Raw genomic sequence first — 22,695 nt, 5'->3', positions numbered from 1 at the left:
CTTGGCCCAGTTCTTCATCCATCGCCCCGTCTTCGCGTGGGTCATCGCGATCGTGACCATGCTCGCGGGGGTTCTCGCCCTGCGCACGCTGGCGGTCGAGCAATATCCCGAGATCGCGCCGCCTTCGGTCACGCTGGCGGCGAATTATCCCGGCGCTTCGGCGCAGGCGGTGGAAGACGCGGTCACCCAGGTGATCGAACAGCAGATGACCGGCCTCGACGGCTTGCGCTATATCAGCGCCTCGTCGGGCGCGGACGGCACGATGAGCATGACGCTCACCTTCGAGTCCGGCACCGATCCCGACATCGCGCAGGTCCAGGTGCAGAACCGTCTCGCGCGCGCGACGCCCCTCCTTCCCGAGGCGGTGCAGCGCCAGGGCGTCACCGTCAGCAAGGCGCGCGCCGGCTTCCTCCTCATCCTCGCCCTGACGAGCGATGCTGAGGGCGTGACCTCCGGCGATCTGGCCGATGCGATGGCGAGCGACATCGAGGACGCCATCGCGCGGGTCGAGGGCGTGGGCACGACCCAGCTCTTCGGCGCGCAGCACGCCATGCGGATCTGGCTCGATCCCTACAAGCTCGCCGGATACGGCCTGTCGCCGCAGGACGTGGTCACCGCCATCCGGTCCCAGAACGTTCAGGTCACGGGCGGCCAGATCGGCGCCGGCCCGAGCATGTCCGGCCAGCAGATCAACGCCTCGGTCACGGTGCAGTCCCTGATGGAGACGCCGGAAGAATTCCGCGCCATCCCCCTTCGGACTGCCGAGAGCGGCGCGCAGGTCACCGTCGGCGACGTCGCGCGGGTCGAGATCGGCTCCGAGAACTACAATTCCGTTGTCCGCCTCAACGGCAAGCCGGTCGCCGGCATGGGCGTCAATCTCGCCACGGGCGCCAACGCCCTGCGCACCGCGGAACTGGTGCGCGAGCGCGCGGCGGAACTCTCCGAATTCCTTCCCGCCGAATACGATCTCGTCTTCCCGGTGGACACGACGCCCTTCATCGAGGAGTCGATCCACGAAGTGGTGAAGACGCTGTTCGAGGCGGCGTTCTTCGTCTTCCTGATCATGTTCCTCTTCCTGCAGAAGGTCCGCGCCACGCTGATCGTGATGATCACCGTGCCGGTGGTCCTGCTCGGCACCTTCGCCGTGCTGCTGGCGCTCGGCTTCACCATCAACACGCTGACCATGCTCGCCATGGTCCTGGGCATCGGCCTTCTCGTCGACGACGCCATCGTGGTCATCGAGAACGTCGACCGCCTGATGGAGGAGAAGGGCCTGTCGCCGCGACGGGCCACCGAGGAGGCGATGGCCGAGATCACCTCGGCCCTCGTCGGCATCGGCGTGGTGCTGTCGGCCGTCTTCGTGCCCATGGCCTTCTTCGGCGGCACGGCGGGCGTGATCTATCGCCAGTTCGCCGTGACCATCGTCACGGTGATGGCGCTGTCCGTTCTGTTCGCGCTGGTCCTCACCCCGGCGCTCTGCGCCACCCTGCTTCGCCCCGCCGCCAAGGAGCGGGGGCTTGCGCCCGGCAGCTGGGCCTGGCGCGCCGCCCTGCCCCTGCGCCTGTTCAACAGGGCTTTCGGCGCCACCGCGCGCGGCCATGAGCGGGGCGTCCGCGCCGTGATCGCCCGCTCGGGCCGCTTCGCGCTCCTCTTCGTGGCGCTTGCGGGAGTGACGGCCTTCGCGCTCGCGCGCCTCGAAAACGCGTTCCTGCCCGATGAGGACCAGGGCCAGATCTTCGTTCAGGTGACGCTGCCCGCCGGCGCCACCTTCGAGCGGACCCATGCCGTCCTCACCCGGGTCTCGGAGCATTTGCGGACAGAGGAGGCCGAAGCGGTCGAGGCGGTGTTCACCGTTGCGGGCTTCAACTTCTCCGGCAACGGCCAGAATGCCGGCCTCGCCTTCGTCCGCCTGAAGGACTGGGAGGAGCGCGAGGAGGACCATCTCTCCGCGCAGGCCGTCGCGGGCCGTGCCATGGCCGCCTTCTCGCAGATCCAGGAAGCGCAGGTCTTCGCGATCACGCCGCCCTCGGTGCCGGGCCTCGGCCAGTCGAGCGGCTTCGACCTCTATCTCCAGGACCGGGGCGGGCGCGGCCACGAAGCGCTGACGGGCGCGCAGATGCAGCTGATCGGCGCGGCCAATTCCGACCCGCAGCTCGTCGCCGTGCGTCCGAACGGCCTTCAGGACGTGCCCCAGCTCGACGTCGACATCGACTACAATCAGGCGCTGGCGAGCGGTCTCGATCCGGATGCGATCAACACCACGCTCGCGACCGCGCTCGGCGGCGTCTATGTCAACGACTTCCTCGAGGAGGGCCGGATCAAGCGCGTCTATGTCGCCGCCGACGCGCCCTATCGGGGCAGCCCGGAGGATATCCTGGTCTGGCGCGTCCCGGGACCGAACGGCTCGCTCGTGCCCTTTTCCAGCTTCGCGCAGGTGGGCTGGACCTATGGCTCGCCGCTCCTGCAGCGTTATAACGGCGTCCCCTCCGTCGGCATCACAGGCAGTGCCGCGCCGGGCGTGAGCTCCGGCGTCGCGCTGGATAGGATCGAGGAGCTCGCGGACGCCTTGCCCCCCGGCTTCGATGTGGCCTGGACAGGGCTTTCGGCCGAGGAGCGCGAGGTCAGCGGCCAGGCCCCGCTCCTCTATGCGCTGTCGCTGCTCGTCGTATTCCTCAGCCTCGCTGCTCTCTATGAGAGCTGGAGCGTGCCGGTCTCGGTCATGCTGATCGTTCCGCTGGGCGTCCTCGGCGCGGTGGCGGCGGTCTATCTGGCGGGGCTGTCCAACGACATCTTCCTGCAGGTCGGCCTTCTCGCCGTGATCGGCCTGTCGGCGAAGAACGCCATTCTGATCGTCGAATTCGCTAAGGCGATCGAAGAAGACGAGGGCAGGACGCCCGCCGAAGCGGCCATCGAGGCGGCGCGCCTGCGCCTGCGGCCGATCCTGATGACCTCCTTCGCCTTCGGCCTCGGCGTCGTGCCCCTCGCGCTGAGTTCCGGCGCGGGCGCGGGCGGGCGGTCGGCGATCGGCATCTCCGTCTTAGGCGGCACGATCGCGGCCTCCGCTCTCGGCGTCTTCTTCACGCCGCTCTTCTATGTCCTGGTGCGGAAAGTCTTCGGCCGGAAGCGGAGCGGGCAAGCTCCCGCCTCCGATGCGCCGACCCTCGCACCGGCCGGAGTCTGACCCCATGCGCAAGACCTTCGCACTCCTCCTCTCCTGCAGCGCGCTGACCGCCTGCGTGAGCCTCGACCCCGACTATGAGCGGGGCGCGATGCCGGTGCCGGCGGCCGCGGGCTATGAGGACATCGCGCCGGGCGAGGTCGCGGACCGGCCCGCCCTCGCCTGGGAGACCGTGTTCGAGGACGAGACGCTGGCGCGCCTCATCGTTATCGCCCTTAAGAACAATCGCGACCTGCGGGCCGCCGCGCTCAATGCCGAGCGCGTGGCCGCGCTCTACCGCGTGCAACGCGCCGAGCTCGTGCCGAACCTCGCAGCCGGGGGCAGCTATGGCTATGACCGCTTCGGCCCCGATGCCGCAGCGGGCCGCTTCGGCGCAGGCGCGGTCGCGAGCGAGGAAGGCGAAATCGTCGAACCCGACGCCGTGACCATCGAGCAGTTCGGCCTGACCGCAGGGGTCAGCGCCTATGAACTCGACCTTTTCGGCCGGGTGCGCAGCCTCAGCCGCCAGGCTCTGGCGCAGTACTTCTCGACCGAAGCCGCGCAGCGTTCCGTGCGCGTCTCGCTGATCGGAGAAGTCGCGAACACCTATCTGCAGCTCGCCGCCGACCGGGAGCTGCTGCGCATCGCGCTGGAGACGGTGGACAATCAGGAAGAGGCGCTGGAGCTCACCGAGATGCGGCTTGAAGGCGGCGTCGGCACGGCCGTCGATGTCGGGCGGGTCCGCACCTCGATCGAGCGGGCGCGCGCGGATGCGGCCGAACTCGCCGCGCAGGTGCGCCAGGACGAGAACGCGCTGCGCCTGCTTCTGGGCACGCGGACCCTGCCCGATCTGGATCCGGCGGGCGTGAGAGAGGTCGCGCTGCGCAGGGACCTTCCCGAAGCGGTGCCCTCGGAATTGCTGCTCGCGCGGCCGGATGTCGTCTCGGCCGAATACGACCTTCTCGCGGCCAATGCGAATATCGGCGCGGCGCGAGCGGCGTTCTTTCCGCGCATCCAGCTGACCGGCAGCGGCGGCGTTGCGAGCACAGAGCTCGACAGCCTCTTTTCGGGCGATACGGGCGTGTGGAGCTTCGCGCCGCAGATCAGCCTGCCGATCTTCACCGGCGGCGCGCTGCGCGGCAATCTCGCCGCGGCGCGCTATGACCGCGAGGCGGCGCAGGCCCGCTACGAAGGCACGATCCAGACCGCCTTCCGCGAAGTGGCCGACGCCCTCGCCGTGCGCGCCACCATCGATGAGCGTCTCGCGGCGAGCGAGCGGCAGGCCCAGGCGGCGGCCGATGTCTTCGCGCTGGCCGAAGACCGCTTCGAGGCGGGCATCACGGATTACTTCGCCGTGCTCGATGCGCAGCGGGAGGACTATACCGCCCGCCGGGCCCTCGTCGCGGCGCGCCTCGCCGAAGCGACCAATACGGTGGCGGTCTACAGGACGCTCGGCGGCGCCCTCGATGCGCCGGCACGGACCGGCGATGCGCCCGCTCCCATGGCCGTGAGCAGCCTGCGGTAGAGAGGCGCACCGCGCCGCTCTACATCCTCTCTGAACGCGCATGCGACAGAGAAAGGATACGGCATGAAGACGAGGACGCTTGGAAAGACCGGCTACGCCGTCAGCGAGATCGGCCTTGGCTGCTGGCAGCTCGGCGGCGAGTTCGGTCCGGTCAGCGAGGATCAGGGCCGGGACATCCTCAAGGCGGCGAGCGAAGCGGATATCACCTTCTTCGATACCGCCGATGTCTATGGCGACGGGCGGTCGGAACGGCTGGTCGGCGAGCATGCCGGAAGCCTGCCCGAGCGGCCGGTGGTGGCCACGAAGGTCGGACGAAGCCCCGACCTCTACCCGGACGGCTACGGCTCGGCGGACGCGATCGCCGACCACCTCAAGCAGTCGGCGGACAGGCTGAGGACGGATACGCTCGACCTCGTCCAGCTTCACTGCGTGCCGCCGCGCGAGCTCGAGCGGGGCGCGATCTTCGAGACCATGAACCGCCTCCAGCAGGACAGGCTGTGCCGGTTCTGGGGCGCGAGCGTCGAGACGCTGGACGAGGCGCGCACCTGCCTGTCCGAGCCCGGCTGCGCGAGCCTGCAGCTTATCTTCAACATCTTCCGGCAGGATGCGGCGGACGAGGTGCTGCCGCGCGCGCATGAGGGCGATGTCGGCATCATCGTCCGCCTGCCGCTGGCGAGCGGCCTTCTGACCGGCAAGTTCACCAAAAGCTCGTCCTTCGATGAGAGCGACCACCGCAATTTCAACCGCGACGGCGAGGCGTTTTCGGTCGGCGAGACCTTTTCGGGCCTGCCCTTCGAGCGCGGCGTGACGCTGGCGGAGACGGTGCGGAGCATGCTGCCCGAGGGGCCTTCAATGGCGCAGTCGGCGCTGCGCTGGATCCTCGATCACCCGGCGGTCAGCTCAGTCATCGCAGGCGCCTCGAAGCCCGAACAGGCCAGGAGCAATGCCGCCGCATCGACGCTCGAGCCGCTGACGCCCGAGACGCACGAGGCGCTCCGCCGCCTCTATGACGAAGAGGTCCGCGAGCTGATCAAGGTGCCGGTGTGACGGGATCGGGCACAGCCGTTCCGAGGCTGCGGTAGAGGTCGGCCACGGAAGAGGCGAGTTCCGCCTCCGAGTTCACGAAGGCCTCCCTGCTCGCGATCAGCTGGCGCTGGGCGTCCAGCACCTCGATCAGGGTGGATAGGCCTTCGGTATAAAGCGCCTGGAGCTGGGTGAAGGCGCGCTCGCTGGCCTCGACCGCCACGGCGAGATCGTCGCGGCGCTCCCGCGCGCTTTCGATGGAAACGAGGGAGACCTCGACCTCCCGCAGGGCATCGAGCAGGACCTGCCGGTAGATGAGCAGCGCGGCATCGGCGCGCGCCTCGGCCGCCCGCACCTCGGCCCGCCTGCGGCCGGCATCGAAGAAGGGCACGTCCAGGACGGCGCCGATCGCGGCGATGACGCCGTCGGCCGCGCCGCCCGACCCGCCGAGATCCGCCGTGATGCTGCCCGGCAGGCTGAGCGAGGGGTAGAGGTCCGAGATTTCCGCGCCCACGAGCGCCGTCGCCTGCAGGAGCTGCGCCTCTGCGACCCGCAGGTCGGGCCGCGCGCGCAGGAGGTCGGCAGGCACGCCTGCGCCCGGCCCCTCGCCATAGCTCGGGATCGTCGCCTCCGCATTGGGTTCGACCAGCACGCCTCGGGGCTGGCGCCCGGTCAGCACCGCCAGGGCGGCGTCGGCCTGCACCCGGGAGGCGGCGAGAGGCCCCCTCTGGGCCCGCGTCTGGGCGAGGTCGGCGAGCGCGCGCTGCACGTCGAGATCGGCGGCGAGGCCCGCTTCGGCCCGCAGGCGGACGATTTCCAGCGTGCGGTTCTGAAGCTCGAGCGAGGTTTCGAGAAGCGCGAGCCGCGCATCGGTGCGGCGCAGCTCGAGATAGGTGTTCGCGACCTGCGCCGCGATGAGGCGCCGGGCATCGGCGACGCCGAAGGCCTGCGCCGCCGCCGCGGCGCGCGCGGCCTGAAGCTCTCGGCGGAGACCGCCGAAGAGGTCGGGCACGAAGCCGAAGGCGAGGCCGCCCTGAGCGCTTTCGCTGTCGGGCGCGTCGCCGGACAGGGCCGTGCTGGCCGCGCCTTCGGCAAAACCGTCGAGATCGGGAAAGAGATCGGAGCGTTCGGCCCGCACGAGCGCGGCGGCCTCTTCGAGCCGCTGCTCGGCGATGCGGATATCGAGATTGCCCGTGAGGGCCTCCTCGATCAGCTCGGCGAGGCGCGGGTCCTCGAAGCCGGTCCACCAGGGATCGGTCGCCTCGGAGGCATAGGCGAGCTCGGACTGATAGCGTTCCGGCAGTTCGAACTCAGGCAGGCGCGGCTCGGGGCCCACGGCGCAAGCGGCGAGGCCGGCGCAGCCGGCAAGGAGTGCGAACGCCGCCAGCCTCACTCCGCCGGCGCTCCTTCGGCGGCGCGCAGCTCTTTTTCGAGGCGCTGGCCGCTTTCGGCCTTGGGACTGCTGAAGCGGGCGAGACCCAGATAGATGATCGGCGTCAGGAACAGGGTGAAGATCCCGGCAAGGCCCAGTCCGCCGAAGACGATCCAGCCGATCGACGCCCGCGCCTCGGCCCCCGCGCCGCTCGACAGGATGAGCGGCAGCGCGCCGAGCACGGTGGAGATCAGCGTCATCACGATGGGACGCAGCCGGATCGATGCGGCCTCGGCCACCGCATCGCGCACGGAACGCCCTTCGCCGCGAAGCTGGTCGGCGAATTCGACGATGAGAATGCCGTTCTTGGCCATCAGGCCGATCAGCATGACAAGGCCGATCTGCGAGAAGATGTTGAGCGACACGCCGGTCAGGAACAGCGCGTAGACGGCGGCTGCGAGCCCGAAGGGCACGGTGAAGAGGACGACCAGCGCCGAAGTCACGCTCTCGAACTGCGCGATCAGGACCAGGAGCACGATGACGAAGGCGAAGCCATAGGTCAGCAGCAGGTCGTGCGAGGTCTCCTCGAGGCTCGCCGCCTCGCCCTGAAGGAGCATGTCGATCCCCTCTTCGGGGAGGACCGCATCGGCGAGGCGCTCCATCTCGGCGACCGCTGCTTCGAGCGGAGTGCCCGTCGCGATGTCGGCCTCGACCTCGATCGCCCGGCGCTGCTCGGTCCGGTCGAGTTCGGCCGCCACGCCCTCCTCGACCAGCGTGGTGAGGCTGGACAGCGGCACCAGTTCGCCGGTGTCGGCGCGGACATAGAGATTGCGCAGGTCGGACGGATCGGTGACGGCCCCGGTCTCGGCCTCGAGGAAGATGGGGATGGCCTGGTCGTCGACATTGAGGTCGACGAGGTCCTCGCCGCCGACCATGGCGCGCAGGGTCACCGACAGCTCGTCGAGCGGCACGCGCAGATCCGCCGCCCGCTGCCGGTCGATGCGGATCGACAGCTGCGGCTGGGTCGGCTGATAGGAGATTTCGGGGTTGGACAGGATGTCCGACTGCGTATCGATAGCGTCCGACAGGGCGCGGGCGGATTTGTAGATCGTGTCGTAGTCGCCGCCCGTCAGCGCGACTTCGATGCCGCTGCGCCCGCCCCCGACATCGAGGCTGCCCCGGCCGAACACGCTGACCCGAGCGCCGGGAATGCGGCTCATCGGCTCTTCCAGAGCCTCGATCAGCTCCTGCTGGGAGATGTCGCGCTCGTCCCACGGCGCGAGCGGCGCGGTCATGCCGATGCGGTTGGGATCGTAGCGGCCGACGATGGTGAAGAGGCTCTCGATCGTTCCGTCCTCGACATAAGGCCGCAAGACCGCCTCGATGGCGTCTGACTGGCGCTCCATATAGTCGAGGCCGACGCCGTCGGGGCCGGTCGCGAAGACATAGATCGTGCCGCGATCCTCTTCGGGGACGAGCTCCGCTTCGAGCTGGGGATAGAGGAGAACCGCGCCCCCGGCCGCGAGCAGCGCGACCCCCAGCGTGACGAGCGGCCGCCCGAGGCAGGCGCCGAGCGCCCTGTCATAGGCGGATTGCCCCCACCCGCCGACGCGCGCCAGCGGGCGCGGCAGCGCCTTGCCGCTGACGTCGAGGCGCGAGGAGAGCGCGGGCACCAGCGTCAGCGCGACGAAGGAGGAAATGATGACGGCGAGCGCGAGCACGAAGCCGAATTCGCGGAACAGCCTTCCCGCCTCGGAGGGCAGGAAGGAGATCGGCACGAAGACCGAGACGAGGACGGCCGTCGTCGCGACCACGGCGAAGAAGACCTGGCGCGTGCCGATCACGGCCGCCGCCCGCTCTCCCATGCCTTCGGCCCGCTTCCGCTGCACGTTTTCCAGCACCACGATGGCATCGTCGACGATCAGGCCGGTGGCGAGGACGAGAGCCAGAAGGGTGAGGAGGTTCACCGAAAAGCCCAGGAGGTAGATGCCTGCCAGCGTGCCGATCAGGGCGACGGGAATGGTGGTCGAGGGAATGAGCGTCGCCTTGGCCGAGGCGAAGAAGAGATAGATCGTGGCGACGACGACGCAGACCGTGATGGTCAGGCTGGTCAGCACCTCCCGCACCGAGCCGCGGATGAATTCGGAGTCGTCGCTGGTCACCAGGATGTCGAGGTCGTCGAAGCGGGCATTGAGCTGCCGGACCTCGGCCCGCACCGCATCGGCGATTTCGATCGTGTTGGAGCTGGCCTGGCGGACGACGCCGAGCCCGATCACCGACTGTCCGTCGAGCCGGACGAAATTCGTCGCATCGGCGGGCGCGAAATAGGCCTCCGCCACATCGCCCACTTCGATCTGGTCGCGGATCACCACCGCCTTGACGAGTTCGGGCGTCGCCGCCGTCGCCTCGGCGCGGACGAGGAGCTGCTGGTCCTCGGACAGGAAGCTGCCCACCGGCACGTCGAAGGGCGCCTGGCGCAGGGCATCGGCCACGTCCGAGACGGTCAGGCCGAAGCGGCTGAGGCGAAGGGGATCCAGCACGACGCGTAGCTGGCGTTCGCGCGCGCCGAACTGGCCGACGCTGGCGACGCCTTCGATGGCGAGGATCTCGGGCACGATGTCGTTGTCGATGACCCGCGTCAGCTGCTCGGTATCGAGGGCATCCGACAGGACGGCGAGCTGGATGATGGGGCTGGCATCGTCATCGGCCTTGCTGATCGTCAGCTGCTCGACCCGGTCGGGCAGCTCGCGCTGCACGCGGCTCACGGCCTCGCGCACATCGCTGGCGGCCGTGTCGAGATCGACGCCGGGGCGGAATTCCACCCGGATGCGGGAATTGTTCTCTTCGGAGGAGGAGCGGATTTCCCGCACGCCCTCGACCCGGGCGGCGGCGCCTTCGAGGATGCTGGTGACCTCGGAATCGACGGTTTCGGGAGCGGCGCCTGGATAGGTGGCATTCACGCCGACCACCGGGCGGTCGACATCGGGCAGCTCGCGCACCTCGACGCCGAAGAGCGCGGCGATGCCGCCGATCACGATGAGCAGGTTCAGAACGGTCGCAAGAAGCGGCCGTTCGACGGCGATCTGAGGAAGCCCCTGCCCGCGCATCAGCCGCCCGCAGCCGCGCCGGACGCGCCCGCGGAGGATGCGGGTTCGCGCGCGACCGTCCCGTCCAGAAGCTCGACCGCGCTGCCCTCGCGCACCTTCTGCACGCCTTCGGCGACGACGAGCGAGCCTTCGGGCAGGGGAGCATCGACGAGGACCGTGCCCTCGCGGCGGGAGACGATCGCGACCGGAACGCGGCGGGCCTGCCCGTCCTCGACCGCCCAGAGATAGGCGCCGTCGCTGCCCCAGACGATGGAGGCCTCGGGAATGGCCGGATAGCGCGCGCCGGGGGCGGCGAAGGCGACGCGGAAGCTCATGCCCGGACGCAGGCCGTCATCGCCGTTGTCGATCGCGGCCCTCGCGGTGAAACTGCGGCTGACGGCGTCGATGCGGCTGTCGAGGCCGATCACTTCGGCCGAGCGGGCTTCGCTTTCCGCGCCGAAGGGCCGCACCTGGACGGCATCGCCGACCGAGAGCCGGCCGAACAGCTCTTCGGGAACGGGAAAATCGACGAAGAGGACGCGGCGGTCATCGAGGCGGGTGATCTCCGTCTCGGGCGTGATCCGGGCGCCCGGATCGATGTCGGTGAGGCCGAGATAGCCCGCGAAAGGCGCTCTGACCGTTCGGCGTTCGAGCGCCAGCTCGGCCTGCTGAAGCTCGATCCGCGCGGCTTCGAGCGTGGTCCGGGCTTCGCTGATCGCGCTGTCGGAGACCGCACCCGTATCTTCGATGCGGCGGTAGCGCTCGAGAAGCTGCTCGGCCTCCTGCGCTGCGACGCGCGCGAGGTTCACGGCGAGCTGCTCCTCGTCGCGTTCGAGCCGGAGAAGCGGCGCGCCCGCCTCGACGAAATCGCCGGTCTCGAACAGGACCTCCTCGACCTCGCCGCCCGTCTCGGCATTGACGATGGCCGAGGCCCGCGCGCGCGCCGTGCCGACCGCCTCGACCTGCCGCGCATCGGCGGCGTAGCGCACCGCATGCGGGACGATCCTGGTGGCCTCAGGCTCAGGGCGCTCGGCCGCCTCCTCTCCGCCGCCGCAGGCAGCGAGACCGAGCGCGAGGAGCGCGAGAAAGGTTCGTTGAAGACTCATCGAAACAAGACCTAGTGCAAGCATCCCCCACTGGCCACGGGACAGCCGCCTTCCTCTCAAATCGGTACAGGAGACGGCAGAGGAGTCTCTGCGTCACGGGTGCGCAGGGGGGAACTCGAAGCCCCTTCCGGCCGTCTCCGCCGGGACTGCGATAACGGAGAGCCAGAATGGGCGGCGTTCTTCAGGACGGAGAGTGGAAGACCGAGGAAAGCTTTGCCGGAGAGGATGGCCGCTATGACCGTCAGCCGAGCCGGTTCCGGGACTGGGTGACCAAGGATGGCAGCCCCGGCCCGGATGGGCAGAAGGGATATCAGGCCGAAGTGGGCCGCTATCACCTTTACGTGTCCTATGCCTGCCCCTGGGCCCATCGGGCGCTGATCCTGCGGGCGCTCAAGGGCCTCGAGAAGATGATTCCGATCTCGGTCGTCAACTGGCTGATGCGCGGGGATGGCTGGACCTTCAAGGATGGACCCGGCGTCAGTCCCGACCCGATGGGCCATGAGAAACTTCACCAGATCTATCAGAAGGCCGATCCCAACGTGTCGGGCAAGGCGACCGTGCCGGTCCTGTGGGACAAGAAGACCGGGACGATCGTCAACAACGAGTCCTCAGAGATCATCCGCATGCTCACCCGCGCCTTCGACGATCTCGGCGCGAAGCCGCTCGACACCTATCCGGAGGCACTCAGGGACGAGATCGACGAGGTCAATGACCGCGTCTACTCCACCGTCAATAACGGCGTCTACAAGGCCGGCTTCGCGGAGACCCAGTCCGCCTATGAAGACGAGGTCGGCCCCCTCTTCGACAGCCTCGACTGGCTGGAAGACCGCCTGAAAGGACAGATCTATCTCGTCGGCGGGCAGCTGACCGAGGCGGATATCCGCCTGCTGACCACGCTGCTGCGCTTCGACGCGGTCTATTACAGCCACTTCAAGTGCAATATCCGACGCATCGCGGATTACGAGAACCTGCACGCATATGTGCTGCGCCTCGCCGCCTTCCCGGAAATCAGGGACACGATCCACATGGACCACATCAAGGGCCATTATTACGGCAGCCATCGGAGCATCAATCCGACCGGCATCGTGCCGGTGGGTCCGGACCTCGATTTCGAGACGGCGTCCTAGGAGGCATCCTTCGGCAGGATCGCGCCGGGCACGAGCAGAACGGCGCCGGCCTGGGCGTGTCCCGCGAGCGCCGCCGCCTCCGGGGCTTCTCCGCGCAGGCGGGCGGCGAGATAGGCGCCGTTGAAGCTGTCGCCCGCGCCGGTCGTGTCGAGCGGCGCGATCCGCTCGGGCGGCGGGCACCAGCCGCCTTCGAGCAGCACGCCGTCGGGGCCGCGCTTCACCGCGACTTCGTCTGCGCCCCAGCCGACCCAGCGCTCGAGAGTGGCTTCGGGCGCCGCGTCACCGAAGAGCGCGGCGTCGTCCTCGAAAGTGGGGAGGGCGAGAGACACGTAAGGGGCAAGCGTCCGCATGGCCCGCTCGGCCTCGGCGCGGGCGGACCATCCTGCGGGCCGGTAATTGGTGTCGAAGGCGACCGCCCCGCCCTCCTCGCGGACGGCGCGGGCGAAGCTGACGAGGCGCGTTCGGTCGGCCTCGGAGAACAAGGACAGGGTAATGCCGGACAGATAGAGGAGCGGCGTACGCTCGGCCGTCCGCAGGGCCTCGTCGCAGCCCGGCGTGCCGAAGAAGCCGCGCACCGCGCTTGCCGAACGCCAATAGGTGAAGGCCCGCTCGCCGTGCTCGTCCAGCGTCACGGCATAAAGGCCGGGCACCCCGCCCTTGCGCCGCAGGACATAGCGTCCAGCCAGCCCCTCGGCCCTGAGCGCCTCGGAGATCCGGTCGCTGAAGGCCTCGTCGCCGAGGCAGGTCATGTAGGACGTGGCCGCCCCGTTGCGGGCGAGATAGACGGCGGTGTTGAAGGTGTCGCCGGCGACGCCGAGGCGGCAGCTCGCCGCCTCGACGCCCGAAAGCTCGATCATCGCCTCGCCGAAGACGACGGCCGGGTTCTGCGGGGTCGGCGCTACCAGTTCCAAAGCGTGCCGTCCTTGAGCCGCGCGACGGGCAGCTGCTTGGGCTCGTAGGGGTATTTCGCAGCGAGGCTCTCATCGAGGGTGACCCCGTGCCCGGGCGTCTCGCCGCAATAGAGATAGCCCTTCTCGAAGCGGTAGTCGTGCGGGAAGACCTCGTCCGTCGCCTCCGTGTGCCGCATATATTCCTGAATGCCGAAATTGGGCACCCAGCTGTCGAAATGCAGCGCCGCGCCCATGCAGACGGGCGAGAGGTCCGTCGCGCCATGGCTGCCGGTGCGGACCTGGTAGAGCCCCGCCAGATCGGCGATCCGGCGCAGATGGGTGATCCCGCCGGCATGGACCACGGTGGCGCGGATATAGTCGATCAGCTGCTCTTCGATCAGCGTGCGGCAGTCGTGGATCGTGTTGAAGATCTCGCCGACGGCCAGCGGCGTCGTCGTATGCGAGCGGATCAGGCGGAAGGCTTCCTGGTTCTCCGCAGGCGTCGCATCCTCGAGCCAGAACAGGTCATAGGGTTCGAGCGCGCGGCCGAGCTTGGCTGCTTCCTGCGGGGTCATGCGGTGATGGCCGTCATGCAAGAGCGCGACCTCAGGCCCCACGGCCTCGCGCGCCTTCTCGAACAGTTCGGGCACGAAGCGCAGATAGGCGCGCGTGTCCCAGATCTGCTCCTCGGGCAGGGCGTCGCCCGCGGGCTCGTAGAACATGCTGTCCTTGGAGACGCCGTAAGCCGTATCGAGGCCAGGCACCCCCGCCTGCAGGCGGACCGCCTCATAGCCCATCTCGCGATAACGGGCGAGCTCTTCGAGGGTGGCCGGAATATCGCTGCCGTTGGCGTGGCCGTAGACGAGCACGCCGTCCCGGCTGCGTCCGCCCAGGAGCTGGTAGAGCGGCATGTCCGCCATCTTGGCCTTGATGTCCCAGAGCGCGGTGTCGACGGCGGCGATGGCGGACATCGTCACCGGGCCGCGCCGCCAATAGGCGCCGCGATAGAGGAACTGCCAGATATCCTCGATCCTTCCTGCATCCCGGCCGATCAGGTTCGGGCAGACATGGTCCTCGAGATAGCTCGCCACCGCGAGTTCGCGGCCGTTCAAGGTGGCGTCGCCGATGCCCGTCACCCCGCCCCTGGTCTCGATGACCAGGGTGACGAAGTTCCGCCCCGGCGAGCAGACGACGACGCGCGCTCCCGTGATGGTGCGTTCGCCCGCATGTCCTTCCGAAATGTCGCCTTGGCTGGGCACGGTCCGCTCCCTTCGGTTGACAGGTGATGTTAGCGCTCACTTAAGTGGGCGAGACGTCGCAGCCGGACCGGGTCCGGTCAAGCGCCGCACCTGCCGAGGCCGCAGAAGCCAAACGACACGAGGAGATGCCGATGACCACCCCACTCCGGCTGCACCCCGACCGGCTCTTTCCGGCCGAGGAGACCCAGCGCGGCATCGCCAGGCGCCTTTACGGCGAGGTCGCCGAGCTGCCGATCATCTCGCCCCACGGGCATACCGATCCCGCCTGGTTCGCGAAGAACGAGGCCTTTCCCGATCCAGCGCAGCTCCTGATCGTGCCCGATCACTATGTCTTCCGCATGCTCTACAGCCAGGGCGTGCCGCTCGAGGCGCTGGGCGTGCCGAGCGAGGACGGAACGCAGGTCGAAACGGACGGGCGCAAGATCTGGCGCCTCTTCGCCGAGCGTTACGACCTCTTCCGCGGGACGCCTTCGCGCATGTGGCTCGACTGGGTCTTCGCCGAGGCCTTCGGCATCGACGTGCGCCTGACGGCCGAAACCGCCGATCACTATTACGAGGTCATGGACGCGGCGCTGAAGACGGACGCCTTCCGGCCGCGCGCCCTGTTCGACCGCTACCGCATCGAGGCGCTGGCGACGACCGAAGGCGCGCTCGACCCGCTGGAGCATCACCGCGCGATCTCGGACAGCGGCTGGAAGGGCCGGGTCATCACGACCTACAGGCCCGACAGCGTCATCGACCCGGACCAGGACGGCTTCGCGGACAACCTCCGCGCTTTCGGCGAGGTGACGGGCAAGGACACGCAGAGCTGGCAGGGCTATCTCGCCGCGCACCGCAAGCGGCGCGCCTATTTCAAGGAAGTGGGCGGCGCGACGGCGACCGATCACGGCCACCCCACCGCCTTCACCGCCGACCTGCCGCAGGCCGATGCCGAGGCGCTGTTCGGCCGCGTCGCCTCCGGCAAGATGAAGGAAGGCGACGCCGAGCTCTTCCGTGGGCAGATGCTGACCGAGATGGCGCGGATGAGCCTCGATGACGGGCTCGTCATGCAGATCCATCCCGGCGCCTTCCGCAACCACAACAAGGCCGTCCTCTCCCGCTTCGGCAGAGACAAGGGTGCGGACATCCCGGCGCAGACGGACTATGTCACGGCGCTGCGGCCCCTGCTGAATGCCGTCGGCAACGAGCCGGACCTCAACATCGTGCTGTTCACGCTGGACGAGGACACCTATGCGCGCGAGCTCGCGCCGCTGGCGGGCCACTATCCCGCGCTGACCCTCGGGCCGCCCTGGTGGTTCCATGACAGCCCCGAGGGCATGCGCCGCTTCCGCGAGCGCACGACCGAGACGGCCGGCTTCTACAACACGGCCGGCTTCAACGACGACACCCGCGCCTTCCTGTCCATCCCCGCCCGGCACGACGTCGCGCGGCGCATGGACTGCGTCTTCCTTGCGCGGCTGGTCGCCGAGCACAGGCTGGGAGAGGACGAAGCGGCGGAGGTCGCGCGCGACCTCGCGCATGGCCTCGCCAAGCGCGCCTACAAGCTCTGATGCTCACGCGCAGAGCGGTTCTCGCGACCGGCGCGGCCTCGGCCGGCCTGGCGGCCTGCGGGCAGGCGGACCGCCCGCTCTATGCCGCGGACGCGCAGGCGGTCGACTATCCCACGACCAAGGCGGTCGAGGAGATGGGCCGCCTTCTGGATGAGCGCACGGGCGGCCGCATCCGCTTCAAGGTCTTCGGGGGCGGCCAGCTCGGCCCCGAGCGCGACACGCTCGAGATGACGATGTTCGGCGGGCTGGACCTCAACAGGATCAACACCGCCCCCCTCAACCCGATCGCGCCCGAGACGCTGGTTCCCGCCTTGCCCTTCGTCTTCCGCTCGGTCGCCCATATGCGCGCGGCGATGGATGGCGAGGCGGGGAAGCGCATCCTCGAGAGCCTTGAGCCGCACGGGCTCAAGGGCCTCTGCTATTACGACTCCGGCGCGCGCAGCTTCTATAATGGCCGCCGACCGGTCGCGGAACCCGGCGACCTCCGCGGATTGAAGATCCGGGTGCAGAACTCCGACCTCTATGTCTCGATGGTGGAGGCGCTGGGCGCCAATGCCACCCCGATGAGCTTCTCGGAGGTCTATGGCGCCATCGCCAAGCGCGTCGTGGACGGGGCGGAGAACAACTGGCCCTCCTATTACACGACGCGCCATTTCGAGGTCGCGCCCTATTACACCCTGACCGAGCACGTCATGGCGCCGGAGGTTCTGGTCATGTCCATGCGCCGCTGGCGGAAGCTTTCGGACGCGGACAAGGCGCTCGTCCAGCAGGCGGCCCTCGACAGCGTGCCCTTCATGCGGAACCTCTGGGACGCGCGCGTGGCGGAGGCGAAGGCCGCGGTCGCTGCGGCGGGGAACGAAGTGATCGAGATCGCGGACAAGACGCCCTTCCAGGCCCGGATGGAACCCGTCTATGACCGCTTCGTCACCCCAAAGCTGCGCCCTCTCGTCGAGGCCATCCAGGCGACCGAGGTGCCGCTTGCCTGACGGAGAGCCCCACAAGGCCCGCGAGCCCGCAGGCGCGCGGCGGCACGACGCCGCCTCCCTGGCGGGCCAGTCGAGCCCCGCGACCGAGAGCGCCGGGCATTCCGTTCCGCTCGGCCATGACGACCGGCATCCGGGCCCCTACACGACCGGCCCCGCCGCCCGCGCCTCGCGCCTCGCCTCGCTTGCCTGCCTCTGGCTGGCGGGCATCGGGCTCTGCATGATAACGCTGATCATCATCTACCAGGTCTTCATGCGCTACGTGCTCTCGGCCAGCCCCGCCTGGTCAGAGCAGCTTGCCCTCTACGTCCTTGTCTGGACCGTGCTGGTCGCGGCGGCGGCGGGCGTGCGCGAGCAGTTCCATATCCGCATCCAGGCGGGGCAGGACGCGCTCTCTCCCAGGCGGCGCAAGATCGCCCTGAACGCCGCCCACCTCGTCACCGCGATGATCGGCGTCTTCCTCGCGATCTACGGCTTCCAGCTCGTCGGCGCGCTCTGGGGCTACGCCATCCCGACCCTGGGCCTGCCGCGCGGTTCGGCCTTCCTGCCGCTGCCGCTGGGCGGCATCCTCATCGCGGCCTTCTCGCTCGAACACGTCCTGGCGCTCCGCCACGGCAAGGAGGTCGAACCCCTATGGCGCTGACCATCCTCCTCGTCTCGCTCGGCCTCTTCCTGGCGCTCGGCGTGCCGGTGGCCTTCGCGCTCTTGGGCGCCTCGGTCCTGACCTTCTTCTTCCTCGACGTCGCGCCGGTCATCGCGGTCCAGCAGCTCGCCTCGGGCATCAACGTCTTCACGCTGATGGCGATCCCCTTCTTCGTCTTCGCGGGCGACCTGATGTACCGCGCAGGGATCGCCGAGCGGCTGGTCCGCCTCGCCGATGCCGGGCTCGGCCGCACCCAAGGGGGCCTCGGCCAGGTCGATGTCGGCGCCTCCATGCTGTTCGGCGCGATCTCGGGCTCTGCCGTGGCCTCCGTCTCCGCGCTCGGTTCGACCCTGATGCCGATGATGGAGGAGAAGGGCTATGACCGCGACTATGCGGTGAACGTGACCTCCACGGCGGCCATTCTCGGCCTGATCATCCCGCCCAGCCACAACATGATCATCTATGCCGCGGCCTCCGGCATCGGCGTGTCGATCGGCGACCTCTTCGTCGCCGGCATCGTGCCGGGCCTGATGGCGGGCGCGCTGCTCGGCACGGCGGCCTGGCTCGTCGCGAAGAAGCGCGGCTATCCGCGCGGCGCTTTTCCCGGCTGGCGCGCCTTCGGCCTCGCCGCCATCGCGGCGATCCCCGGCCTTCTGACCGCGCTCATCATCGTGGTCGGCATCCTCGCCGGCGTCTTCACACCGACCGAAAGCGCTGCGGTGGCGGTGGGCTACACCGTCCTCGTGGCCACGCTCGGCTACCGAACGCTGGGCCGGGAGGGTTTCGCCCTCGCCGTGACCGGGGCGGTGCGCACCACGGCCATGATCATGTTCATCATCGGCTCGGCCGCCGCCTTCGGCTGGCTCCTCGCCCTTCTGGAAGGGCCGACGCGCCTCGCCGAGCTCGTGACCACGATCACGGACGAGCCCGCCCTCGTCCTCCTCCTCGTCCTCGTCGTTCTCCTGATCCTCGGCACCTTCATGGACATGGCGCCGCTCATCATCATCACGACACCGATCTTCCTCCCGCTCATGATCGGCTTCGGCATGGACCCGGTGCATTTCGGCATCGTGCTCATGCTCGCGCTCGGGATCGGCCTCGTCACACCGCCTGTCGGGGCGGTGCTCTTCGTCGGGGCGGCCATCGGCAAGCTTCGCATCGAGAGCGCGGTCAAGACGATCTGGCCCTTCTATCTCGCCCTGATCGTCGCGCTCCTCCTCACCGCCTACGTTCCCGCCCTGTCCCTCTCGCTTCCGGCATTGTTGAACTGATCATGCGCCTTTCCGACGACACGCTCTCCGCCCTGCCCGATCGGGTCCAGCGGCCCGGCTATGACCGATCCGCGCTGCGCCCGCGCATGGTCCACCTAGGCGTCGGCGCCTTCCACAGAGCCCATCAGGCGGTCTTCACCGACGAGGCCATCGCGGCCGAGGGCGGCGAGTGGGGCGTCACCGGCATCAGCCTGAGGAGCCGCACGGCGGAGGAACAGCTCGGCCCCCAGGACGGGCTCTTCACCGTCGGCACGCGGGAAGGCGAAGACGAGCGCTTCCGCCTGATCGGCAACCTTCTGGGCATCGTCACCGCGCCTGACGCGCCCGAGGCGGCGCGCGGGGCCCTTGCCGATCCGGAAGTCACCGTCGTCACGCTGACGATCACCGAGAAAGGCTACGGCATCGATCCTGCGACGGGCGCGCTCCTGACCGCGCAGGACGATATCGCCGCCGACCTTCGAAGCCCGCGCACGCCGCGCTCGGCCATCGGCTATCTCGTCGAGGCCTATCGCGCGCGGCGGGAGGCGGGGCATGCGCCCTTCACCGCGATCTCCTGCGACAACCTGCCTTCGAACGGCGAGCGCCTGCGCCAGGCGGTGCTGCAATTCGCAAAAGCGGTCGATCCGGATCTCGCGGCCTGGATCGAGCGGGAAGCGGCCTTCCCCGAGACCATGGTCGACCGCATCGTGCCCGCCACCGCGCCCGACGACCTCGACCGCGCCGAAGCTGCGCTCGGCATGCGCGACGAGGGATACGTGAAGACCGAGCCCTTCCTGCAATGGGTGATCGAGGACCGCTTCTGCGGGCCGCGCCCGGCCTGGGATGCGGGCGGCGCGCGCATCGTGTCCGAGGTCGCGCCCTTCGAACTCGCCAAGCTGCGCCTTCTGAACGGGCCGCATTCGGCCATTGCCTATCTCGGCTATCTGTCCGGGCACGACTTCGTTCACCAGGTCATGGCCGATCCGGCGCTCGGCCCCTTCGTGCGGGACCTCATGGAAGAAGAGATCGCGCCGACCCTCTCAGCGCCGGATGGCATGCCGCTCGGCCCCTATATGGGAGCGCTGCGCGAGCGCTTCGAGAACTCCGCCCTCCAGCACCGCACATGGCAGATCGCCATGGACGGCAGCCAGAAGCTGCCCCAGCGCCTTCTGAACACGATCAGGGACCGGCGCGCAGCCGGCGCGCCCTATGACCGCCTGGCGCTCGCGGTCGCGGGCTGGATTGTCTACGCGACGGGGCGCGATCTCCGCGGCGAGGAGATCGACGTGCGCGATCCGCTCAGTGAACGGACGGCGAAGATCGGCGCCGAGGCGGGGCGCGACCCTCAGAAGCTGCTGGAGGGCTTCCTCGAGCTGGGCGGCGTCTTCGGGACGGATCTGCCCGAGGACGAGGCGTTCCGCGCGGCCATACTCTCGAAGCTGAAGACGCTGCTTGAGAGCGGAGAAGATCCGGTGCAGCGCGCCTGCGCCGAAGTTTCGGGAGGAAAACGATGACCATCATGCAGAAGCTTCGGCGCCCTTCCCTCATTGCCGCCGCCCTCGCCGCGCTGGCGGGGCAGGCCGCCGCGGAGGACGGATACGATCTGTGGCTGCGCTATGCGCCCGAAGGCGTGGCGGAAGGCGTCTCGGCGCCCAAGGGTCTCGCTTTCGCCTGCGAGGCACCGGGCATGCTGCTCGAAACCGCCGCGGATGAGCTGTCGCGCGGAATGGGGGACCTGTTCGGCGAGGACCTGATGCGCCTCGATGCGCCAGCCCCCGGGGCGCTCCTGCTCGCGAGCGAGAACTGCTCGGACCGGTTCGCCGGAGAGCTGCCGGCTGAAGCGGCGGTCGGCACCGAGGGCTATGTCCTGCGCGCGGCCGAGGGCGGCGGCGCGCTGATCGCGGCGCGCGGCGATGCGGGCGTCCTCTACGGCGCCTTCTCGCTTCTGCGCCGGATCGCCTCGGGCGAAGAGATGGCGGGCCTCGACGTCACCGAACGGCCGGGCACGCAGCTCAGGGTCCTCAACCACTGGGACAATCTCGACCGCACCGTCGAGCGGGGCTATGCCGGGTTCTCCCTTTGGGACTGGCACAAGCTGCCGGACTACAAGGATCCGCGCTATACCGATTATGCCCGCGCCAATGCCTCGATCGGCATCAACGGCACGGTGCTGACCAACGTCAATGCCGACGCCACCGTGCTGACCGCGCCCTATATCGAGAAGGTGGCGGCGCTCGCCGAGGTCTTCCGGCCCTACGGCCTCAAGGTCTATCTGACCGCCCGCTTCTCCGCCCCCGTCGAGATCGGCGGGCTCAAGACGGCCGACCCCCTGGACCCGGAGGTGCGGGCGTTCTGGAGCGAGAAGGCGGACGAGATCTATGGCGCCCTGCCCGATTTCGGCGGCTTCCTCGTCAAGGCGAATTCCGAGGGCCAGCCGGGCCCGCAGGATTACGGCCGCAGCCATGCCGAAGGCGCCAACATGCTGGCCGAGGCCGTCGCGCCCCATGGCGGCGTCGTCATGTGGCGGGCCTTCGTCTATGCCGCAGAAGAGCCCGAGGACCGGGTCAAGCAGGCCTATACCGAGTTCACGCCGCTCGACGGTCAGTTTGCGGACAATGTCCTGGTCCAGGTCAAGAACGGCCCACTCGACTTCCAGCCGCGCGAACCCTTCCACCCCCTCTTCGGCGCCATGCCGGAAACGCCGCTCATGCTCGAGCTGCAGATCACCAAGGAATATCTGGGTTTCGCGACGCACCTCGCTTATCTCGGCCCGCTCTGGAAGGAGGTGCTGGCCGCCGACACCTATGCCAAGGGCGAAGGCTCGCCCGTGCGCGTCGTGGTCGATGGCAGCCTTCACGACTATCCCCTGACGGGCATGGCGGGGGTGTCGAATATCGGCACGGACCGCAACTGGTCCGGCTCGATCTTCGATCAGGCGAACTGGTACGCCTTCGGACGACTGGCCTGGAACCCCGGGGCCTCGGCCGAAGCCATCGCGAAGGAATGGCTGGCGCTGACCTTTTCCGCCGGTGAAGAGTTCCAGCGGACCGCGCTCGACATGATGATGGGCTCGCGAGAGGCGGTGACCGATTACATGACGCCGCTCGGCCTGACCCACCTCATGGCGACGGGGCATCATTACGGCCCCGGGCCCTGGGTGGACGATCTCGGACGCGCGGACTGGACGCCCTATTACTATCACCGGGCGACCGAGGAGGCCGTCGGCTTCGACCGGACCGGGAGCGGTTCGGACGCTGCCTCGCAATATGCCGATCCGCTGGAGGAGCGCTTCTCGGATGTCGGGACGACGCCCGAAGAGCTGCTCCTGTGGTTCCACCGCCTGCCCTGGGACCACGAGATGGAGTCCGGCCGCACGCTCTGGGAAGAGCTGGTCGTCCATTACGACCGGGGCGTCGCAGAGGTCGAGGAGATGCAGCAACAATGGGCGAGCCTCGTAGGGAAGATCGACGAGGAGCGCTACGAGCAGACGGCGGACTTCCTCGCGATCCAGCGGGACGAGGCGCAATGGTGGCGCGATGCCTCCCTCGCCTATTGGCAGTCGGTGAACGGGCTCGATCTGCCCGCAGGCGCCGAGCCGCCGGAGCATTCGCTCGAATACTATCAGGCGCTGTCCTTCCCCAACGCGCCGGGACACTGACAGCGGCGTGATGGCGTCCGCAGCGCAAAGGCGTTGCGGACAGGCCTGTTACCGCTACCATCCTTC

At 68.9% G+C, this 22,695-nt stretch carries 15 protein-coding genes; 10 read left to right on the top strand and 5 right to left on the bottom strand.

Annotated features, from left to right (window positions below; all coding sequences use genetic code 11):
• The first annotated feature begins 1 nt into the window (after nucleotide 1).
• From IE88_RS0111275 to IE88_RS0111265, 3 genes are all read left to right on the top strand, one after another.
• Nucleotides 2-3,181 carry an efflux RND transporter permease subunit gene (locus IE88_RS0111275; RefSeq protein WP_031554513.1) on the top strand — a complete coding sequence of 1,060 codons (3,180 nt, stop codon included), beginning with the start codon at nucleotides 2-4 and terminating at the stop codon, nucleotides 3,179-3,181.
• A gap of 4 nt (nucleotides 3,182-3,185) precedes the next feature.
• Nucleotides 3,186-4,682 carry an efflux transporter outer membrane subunit gene (locus tag IE88_RS0111270; RefSeq protein ID WP_051881994.1) on the top strand — a complete coding sequence of 499 codons (1,497 nt, stop codon included), beginning with the start codon at nucleotides 3,186-3,188 and terminating at the stop codon, nucleotides 4,680-4,682.
• A gap of 63 nt (nucleotides 4,683-4,745) precedes the next feature.
• The gene (locus tag IE88_RS0111265) at nucleotides 4,746-5,729 is read left to right on the top strand and encodes an aldo/keto reductase (RefSeq protein ID WP_031554509.1); all 984 of its coding nucleotides are present in this window, start codon (nucleotides 4,746-4,748) and stop codon (nucleotides 5,727-5,729) included.
• On the opposite strand, the gene IE88_RS0111260 is transcribed toward IE88_RS0111265, so the two are convergent.
• The 3 genes from IE88_RS0111260 to IE88_RS0111250 are packed head-to-tail and all read right to left on the bottom strand — an operon-like array spanning nucleotide 5,713 to nucleotide 11,269.
• Nucleotides 5,713-7,098: an efflux transporter outer membrane subunit gene (locus IE88_RS0111260; protein ID WP_202900494.1), complete on the bottom strand. Its 1,386-nt coding sequence runs from the start codon at nucleotides 7,096-7,098 to the stop codon at nucleotides 5,713-5,715. The genes IE88_RS0111265 and IE88_RS0111260 overlap by 17 nt on opposite strands.
• A complete protein-coding gene (locus IE88_RS0111255) occupies nucleotides 7,095-10,184 on the bottom strand; it encodes an efflux RND transporter permease subunit (protein ID WP_031554504.1) in 3,090 nt (1,029 codons plus the stop codon). The genes IE88_RS0111260 and IE88_RS0111255 overlap by 4 nt, the downstream gene beginning before the upstream one ends.
• Nucleotides 10,184-11,269 carry an efflux RND transporter periplasmic adaptor subunit gene (locus tag IE88_RS0111250; protein ID WP_031554502.1) on the bottom strand — a complete coding sequence of 362 codons (1,086 nt, stop codon included), beginning with the start codon at nucleotides 11,267-11,269 and terminating at the stop codon, nucleotides 10,184-10,186. The genes IE88_RS0111255 and IE88_RS0111250 overlap by 1 nt, the downstream gene beginning before the upstream one ends.
• Nucleotides 11,270-11,436: 167 nt before the next feature.
• Between IE88_RS0111250 and IE88_RS0111245 the strand changes: the two genes are divergently transcribed.
• Complete coding sequence (locus tag IE88_RS0111245) at nucleotides 11,437-12,396, top strand: glutathione S-transferase family protein (RefSeq protein WP_031554501.1); 960 nt, start codon at nucleotides 11,437-11,439, stop codon at nucleotides 12,394-12,396.
• Here the strand turns inward: IE88_RS0111245 and IE88_RS0111240 are convergent.
• On the bottom strand, nucleotides 12,393-13,307 hold the full coding sequence (locus IE88_RS0111240) for a sugar kinase (RefSeq protein ID WP_081871619.1): 915 nt from the start codon (nucleotides 13,305-13,307) through the stop codon (nucleotides 12,393-12,395). The two genes, IE88_RS0111245 and IE88_RS0111240, sit on opposite strands and share 4 nt — an antisense overlap.
• Nucleotides 13,295-14,545, bottom strand: a complete 1,251-nt coding sequence (manD, locus tag IE88_RS0111235; RefSeq protein WP_272945608.1) for a D-mannonate dehydratase ManD — start codon at nucleotides 14,543-14,545, stop codon at nucleotides 13,295-13,297. Before manD ends, IE88_RS0111240 begins: the two co-directional genes overlap by 13 nt.
• Before the next feature lie 131 nt (nucleotides 14,546-14,676).
• Between manD and uxaC the strand changes: the two genes are divergently transcribed.
• Genes uxaC through IE88_RS0111200 form a run of 6 tightly spaced genes read left to right on the top strand, consistent with a single transcriptional unit; the run spans nucleotide 14,677 to nucleotide 22,629 of the window.
• Entirely contained in the window at nucleotides 14,677-16,095 is a 1,419-nt protein-coding gene (gene uxaC, locus IE88_RS0111230; protein WP_031554498.1) for a glucuronate isomerase, read from the top strand.
• A complete protein-coding gene (locus IE88_RS0111225; RefSeq protein ID WP_031554497.1) occupies nucleotides 16,095-17,081 on the top strand; it encodes a TRAP transporter substrate-binding protein in 987 nt (328 codons plus the stop codon). The genes uxaC and IE88_RS0111225 overlap by 1 nt, the downstream gene beginning before the upstream one ends.
• A complete protein-coding gene (locus tag IE88_RS17430) occupies nucleotides 17,074-17,721 on the top strand; it encodes a TRAP transporter small permease (protein ID WP_051881990.1) in 648 nt (215 codons plus the stop codon). Before IE88_RS0111225 ends, IE88_RS17430 begins: the two co-directional genes overlap by 8 nt.
• On the top strand, nucleotides 17,712-18,992 hold the full coding sequence (locus tag IE88_RS0111210; protein ID WP_031554494.1) for a TRAP transporter large permease: 1,281 nt from the start codon (nucleotides 17,712-17,714) through the stop codon (nucleotides 18,990-18,992). Before IE88_RS17430 ends, IE88_RS0111210 begins: the two co-directional genes overlap by 10 nt.
• Before the next feature lie 2 nt (nucleotides 18,993-18,994).
• Nucleotides 18,995-20,485 carry a mannitol dehydrogenase family protein gene (locus IE88_RS0111205; protein WP_036767109.1) on the top strand — a complete coding sequence of 497 codons (1,491 nt, stop codon included), beginning with the start codon at nucleotides 18,995-18,997 and terminating at the stop codon, nucleotides 20,483-20,485.
• On the top strand, nucleotides 20,482-22,629 hold the full coding sequence (locus IE88_RS0111200) for an alpha-glucuronidase family glycosyl hydrolase (protein WP_031554490.1): 2,148 nt from the start codon (nucleotides 20,482-20,484) through the stop codon (nucleotides 22,627-22,629). Before IE88_RS0111205 ends, IE88_RS0111200 begins: the two co-directional genes overlap by 4 nt.
• Nucleotides 22,630-22,695 lie beyond the last annotated feature (66 nt).

This window comes from Parvularcula oceani (assembly GCF_000733125.1).
In the GTDB taxonomy this organism is placed as follows: domain Bacteria; phylum Pseudomonadota; class Alphaproteobacteria; order Caulobacterales; family Parvularculaceae; genus Parvularcula; species Parvularcula oceani.
Note: the sequence above shows the minus strand (reverse complement) of the source record. Positions and strands in the feature narration are given on the sequence as shown.

What these genes read in the sequence shown, in the direction of transcription:
- IE88_RS0111270 (WP_051881994.1), top strand. Translation starts at nt 3,186, where the DNA reads ATGCGCAAGACCTTCGCACTCCTCCTCTCCTGCAGCGCGCTGACCGCC.
- IE88_RS0111265 (WP_031554509.1), top strand. Translation starts at nt 4,746, where the DNA reads ATGAAGACGAGGACGCTTGGAAAGACCGGCTACGCCGTCAGCGAGATC.
- IE88_RS0111255 (WP_031554504.1), bottom strand. Translation starts at nt 10,184, where the DNA reads ATGCGCGGGCAGGGGCTTCCTCAGATCGCCGTCGAACGGCCGCTTCTT.
- IE88_RS0111250 (WP_031554502.1), bottom strand. Translation starts at nt 11,269, where the DNA reads ATGAGTCTTCAACGAACCTTTCTCGCGCTCCTCGCGCTCGGTCTCGCT.
- IE88_RS0111245 (WP_031554501.1), top strand. Translation starts at nt 11,437, where the DNA reads ATGGGCGGCGTTCTTCAGGACGGAGAGTGGAAGACCGAGGAAAGCTTT.
- uxaC (WP_031554498.1), top strand. Translation starts at nt 14,677, where the DNA reads ATGACCACCCCACTCCGGCTGCACCCCGACCGGCTCTTTCCGGCCGAG.
- IE88_RS0111225 (WP_031554497.1), top strand. Translation starts at nt 16,095, where the DNA reads ATGCTCACGCGCAGAGCGGTTCTCGCGACCGGCGCGGCCTCGGCCGGC.
- IE88_RS0111210 (WP_031554494.1), top strand. Translation starts at nt 17,712, where the DNA reads ATGGCGCTGACCATCCTCCTCGTCTCGCTCGGCCTCTTCCTGGCGCTC.
- IE88_RS0111205 (WP_036767109.1), top strand. Translation starts at nt 18,995, where the DNA reads ATGCGCCTTTCCGACGACACGCTCTCCGCCCTGCCCGATCGGGTCCAG.
- IE88_RS0111200 (WP_031554490.1), top strand. Translation starts at nt 20,482, where the DNA reads ATGACCATCATGCAGAAGCTTCGGCGCCCTTCCCTCATTGCCGCCGCC.